The sequence below is a fragment of the Luteibacter sp. P4_E6 genome (assembly GCF_056401535.1).
The window spans coordinates 1-2,309 of the sequence record NZ_JBFUJE010000582.1; the positions used below are offsets into that span (position 1 = coordinate 1).

Consider the following 2,309-nt stretch of genomic DNA (forward strand, 5'->3'; position numbering starts at 1 on the left):
GCGTCTACCTGAGCGCAACCTCGCCTTCACATATGCGAAATTGCGGCCTACGAATTGTCTCAATGTGGCTACACGCTGGTATCATTTCAATGACACTTTTATTAACGCGGGTACGGTAATGCGGGCAGAGTCCGGCGCAATGGCGCCACTGATTGCAATAATCGGTAGCGATGGTTCCGGAAAGTCCACGGTCGGCGACCATATCCTCGAGTGGATCGGCCGCTATGGACCGGCGGGGCGGGCCCATCTGGGCAAGCAGTCAGGCAATGTGGGCCGCGCTATCGGCCAGCTGCCGCTCATCGGCGGCGTCATGGACCGGGCGATCCATCGCAAGGCCGACGACGTGAATCGTCGTCTCAAGGAAGACAAGCAGCCGACCCTCCTGCCGGCCCTGGTCATCACCGCGTTCACGCTGCGACGGAAGCGCCGCTTCAAGCGGATGCTCGCCATGCGCAAGCAGGGACTCATCGTGGTCACCGATCGCTTCCCGCAGGTCTCGGTTCCGGGTGCCTACGATGGCCCGGGCTTCCCGGACAGTCCGGGAGGATCCAAGCTCGTGCTGGCCCTCGCGCGACGCGAACAGGCCGTCTTCGAGTGGATGGCCGGTTACCGGCCGGACCTGGTGCTGAGGCTCAATGTCGATGTCGACACCGCCTTCGCCCGCAAGCCCGACCATCGGCGCGACGCCCTGGCCCGGAAGATCGCCGTGACCCCGTACCTGACCTATAACGGCGCTCCGATCGTCGATATCGACGCTAACCAGCCGCTCGAGCAGGTCTTTCGTGACGCCGAAGCGGCTGTCGCGAAGATCATGGCCGAGCGTGGTTACACCGCGAAATAAGCGGTATCAGGGAGCGACGCGGGGGCTGACTGCGCCGTAAGGCAGGATCGAGGCCGATGCGGTCGTCGCGTCGTGGCTGAGGGCGCCATACGGCAGAATGGATGCCGTGGCGTCGATCGCGCCGGCGCTCATGGCGCCATAGGGAAGAACGGAACCCGGCGCCGCCTTCGCGTCGTGCGCCACCGCGCCGTAAGGGGCAATCGTGGCTACGGAGCCCACATCCGACCGAGACTCGACGGTGGCGGAGGCAGTGCCCTGCGACGCCCACGCGCCCATGGCGGCAACGAGCAGAGCAAGAGGGAGCAGGCGGAGCGGCGAGCGGACGAAAGCGAGAGTGGTCATGGGAGTCAGCATAAGAGGAGGCTCGCCTATGCTGCGCCGCAACAGGGAATCTATCCAATCGTTAGTTGCTATGGGGCCCATAGCGCCGATGAATGAGCCTGTTAGTCGCCATACCCTGATAACGCCCCTACTTTTACCGTGACATGCGACGCGCGATAAAACCCTCCGGACAACACGGAGAGAGTTTCATGCGCGTATTCCTCACAGGCGCGACCGGTTTTATYGGCAGCCGCATCGTTCCCGAACTCCTTGCCGCCGGGCATCAGGTCATCGGCATGACCCGATCCAATGCCGGCGAGCGTTCCCTCCGGGCGGCGGGCGCCGAAGTCCACCGTGGCACGCTGGAAGACCTCGACAGCATGCGTGCGGGAGCAGCCAGGGCGGATGCTGTGATCCACACGGCCTTCGATCACGACTTCGCCAACTTCGTGGCGAACTGCGAGAAGGACAAGCGCGTCATCGATGCGCTGGGCTCGGTACTGAAAGGTTCGCCGCGCCCGTTGATCATCACCTCAGGCACAGGCATGGGCGCTGTCAATCACAGCGGCATGGCCACGGAGGATGTCTTCAACGCAAACAACCCCAATCCTCGCGCGGCGTCCGAGATAGCCGGCAACGTTTTGCTGGAGGCGGGCGTTAACGTGGCCGTCGTGCGGCTTCCGCAGGTGCACGATCCGGTAAAGCAGGGGCTGATATCGCCTTACGTCGACCTGTCGAGGGCGAAGGGCAAGGTGGCCTACCTTGGCGAAGGAAAGAATCGCTGGCCGGCGGCGCACGTGCTCGACGTGGCGAAGCTCTACCGGCTAGCGATGGAGAAAGGCGAGGCGGGCGAACGCTACAACGCGGTGGCCGAGGAAGGCATCGCCGTGCGCGATATCGCGAATGTGGTCGGCGCCGGTTTGCAGCTTCCCGTGGTGTCGTTGTCACAGGAGGAGGCAGCGGAGCACTTCGGCTGGCTGGGCATGTTTGTCGGGATGGATCTGCCGGCGTCCAGCGCGTGGACACGGGAGCGCCTCGGCTGGCATCCGACGGGACCCGGGCTGATCGACGATCTCAAGCGGATGAATTACTCGGCGGCGGCGTGAAACCGTCGAGCGCATGATTCACCGCGGCGCAGGAGCTCACT

At 64.0% G+C, this 2,309-nt stretch carries 3 protein-coding genes; 2 read left to right on the forward strand and 1 reads right to left on the reverse strand.

The features are described 5' to 3' along the window. Positions 1-139 precede the first annotated feature (139 nt). A complete protein-coding gene (locus tag AC1DT2_RS21040) occupies positions 140-841 on the forward strand; it encodes a nucleoside/nucleotide kinase family protein (protein WP_063571131.1) in 702 nt (233 codons plus the stop codon). A gap of 6 nt (positions 842-847) precedes the next feature. Here the strand turns inward: AC1DT2_RS21040 and AC1DT2_RS21045 are convergent, their stop codons facing one another. Beyond that, positions 848-1,183 carry a hypothetical protein gene (locus tag AC1DT2_RS21045; RefSeq protein ID WP_477298506.1) on the reverse strand — a complete coding sequence of 112 codons (336 nt, stop codon included), beginning with the start codon at positions 1,181-1,183 and terminating at the stop codon, positions 848-850. A gap of 188 nt (positions 1,184-1,371) precedes the next feature. Here AC1DT2_RS21045 and AC1DT2_RS21050 point away from each other — a divergent pair, with 188 nt between their 5' ends. Continuing rightward, on the forward strand, positions 1,372-2,268 hold the full coding sequence (locus AC1DT2_RS21050; protein ID WP_477298507.1) for an SDR family oxidoreductase: 897 nt from the start codon (positions 1,372-1,374) through the stop codon (positions 2,266-2,268). The last annotated feature ends 41 nt before the right edge of the window (positions 2,269-2,309 follow it).

Bases quoted from the DNA above. Each gene is read 5' to 3' on its own strand.
- AC1DT2_RS21040 (WP_063571131.1), top strand. From the start codon at position 140: ATGGCGCCACTGATTGCAATAATCGGTAGCGATGGTTCCGGAAAGTCC.
- AC1DT2_RS21045 (WP_477298506.1), bottom strand. From the start codon at position 1,183: ATGACCACTCTCGCTTTCGTCCGCTCGCCGCTCCGCCTGCTCCCTCTT.